This is a genomic window from Pseudomonadota bacterium (assembly GCA_011049115.1).
Lineage (GTDB): Bacteria > Desulfobacterota > Anaeroferrophillalia > Anaeroferrophillales > Tharpellaceae > DSCM01.
On the sequence record DSCM01000135.1, the window covers coordinates 1 to 1,571 of the forward strand.

Below are 1,571 nucleotides of genomic sequence, written 5' to 3' on the forward strand. Positions count from 1 at the left end.
AACCATACGAAAGTATATCCGTGAACAAGAGAAACATGAAAAGGACCAGTTAAACTTGTATGATTAAGAGCCCCAAGGGGGCTTTCCCAATGTTAATAGCCCCCTTTGAGGGGGCAACCTGAGACCTCCAGCTCTGCTGGAGGAGCCTCACTTATCTCTGTTTGATTTGGCAACAGGGAAACCGGTTACTGAATCACTCCGGTCAGAGATGGAATTACCCGGGATCACTTCTGTTCCTTCGGCCGTAGGGGAGAAATCCGCAGATTACGCAGATTACGCAGATTTTTTTTCGTATCAAAAAATGGGGCCTGTGCCTGATTTTTTCGTGGTCATTATTGTGGCTATTTTTCTTGCGTTTTTCCGCAGTGGTCATTATTGTAACTACAAAACATAATTCAACTGGAGTGCCAATATGCAGACAATTGAGTCCTTCGTGCCGATCACCAAGGCAAAGGCAAAACTCCTGGACATGGTGCGTCAGTTGCACGACACGGACGACACCATAGCTATTACCAAAAACGGGGTACCGGAGGCTGTTCTGCTGTCCATGAAAAAATTTGAAGGATTGTTGGAGACTATCGATATCCTGGCCGATCCTCAAATGATGAGACAGATCAAGGGCTCCGCCAAAGATGTGAAGGCAGGCCGCCTGATTGATATTGAGAAGGCGTTTGAATGAAATATCAGGTAAGGATTACGTCCTATGCCGACTCTCAGGCCAGGAAGCTCAACCCTGAAGTAAAAAAAGCCGCCAGAGAGGCTTTACGGGAGCTTGCCGAAAATCCGTACCTCGGCAAAGAACTCCAACGCGAATTAAGCGGCTTCTGGTCGTACAGGTTTTTAAGGTATCGAATTGTGTATCAGGCTGATCCTGAAGAAAAGATCATTATTGTATGGGCCATCGGCCATCGACGGGATATATACGAAACCCTTGGCAGTCATCTTTTGTAGGTCAGCAGATTACGCAGATTTCACAGATTTTTTCTCGGTCAGTTACAACGGAAACATCCACGGCACAACGATCAACGTCGCGATCAGCAACAGAAACTGCAACGGCAATCCAACGCGAACGAAGTCGCCAAAACGATAACCGCCCGGACTCAACACCAATGTATTCACCGGCGAGGCCACGGGCGTGGCGAATGCGGTGCTCGCGGCGATGGCTACTGTCATTAAAAACGGATAAGGACTCAAATCCATCGTCATCGCGGTTTGCAAAGCCACCGGCGCGACCAGCACGGCGGTGGCGGTATTGGACACCATCAGGCTGAACGAAGACGTAAACACAAACAGCACGCCCAGAATCACCAACGGGCCATAATGCCCGGACAAACCCAATAAGGTTTCGCTGTAAGCGCCTAAGCAACCACACCCAGGTTGTCCGGCGCATTCAATTGCTCCGGAGTAACATTCCACGGCAGCAGGGCCTCGTAGTCCTCCAGTGTAGAAGTGTTGTTTCCATCGATAAAGCAAAAAACGCCGCCTTCAATTTCCGTGATTCCGGCCCCGGTGAAATGTCTGGACGGTGGCGTAATGTGACTTACGGTGCAAGGTATTCTTGCTCCGGCCGA

Annotated in this window: 3 protein-coding genes; 2 read left to right on the forward strand and 1 reads right to left on the reverse strand. The window is 49.5% G+C overall.

The window, feature by feature from the left end; genetic code table 11:
• Nucleotides 1–412: 412 nt before the first annotated feature.
• Both ENN66_11825 and ENN66_11830 read left to right on the forward strand, forming a co-directional pair.
• Nucleotides 413–679 carry a type II toxin-antitoxin system Phd/YefM family antitoxin gene (locus tag ENN66_11825; GenBank protein HDS17271.1) on the forward strand — a complete coding sequence of 89 codons (267 nt, stop codon included), beginning with the start codon at nt 413–415 and terminating at the stop codon, nt 677–679.
• Complete coding sequence (locus ENN66_11830) at nt 676–951, forward strand: type II toxin-antitoxin system RelE/ParE family toxin (GenBank protein HDS17272.1); 276 nt, start codon at nt 676–678, stop codon at nt 949–951. The genes ENN66_11825 and ENN66_11830 overlap by 4 nt, the downstream gene beginning before the upstream one ends.
• A 42-nt stretch (nt 952–993) precedes the next feature.
• On the opposite strand, the gene ENN66_11835 is transcribed toward ENN66_11830, so the two are convergent.
• Nucleotides 994–1,473 carry a hypothetical protein gene (locus ENN66_11835; GenBank protein HDS17273.1) on the reverse strand — a complete coding sequence of 160 codons (480 nt, stop codon included), beginning with the start codon at nt 1,471–1,473 and terminating at the stop codon, nt 994–996.
• Between the last annotated feature and the right edge of the window lie 98 nt (nt 1,474–1,571).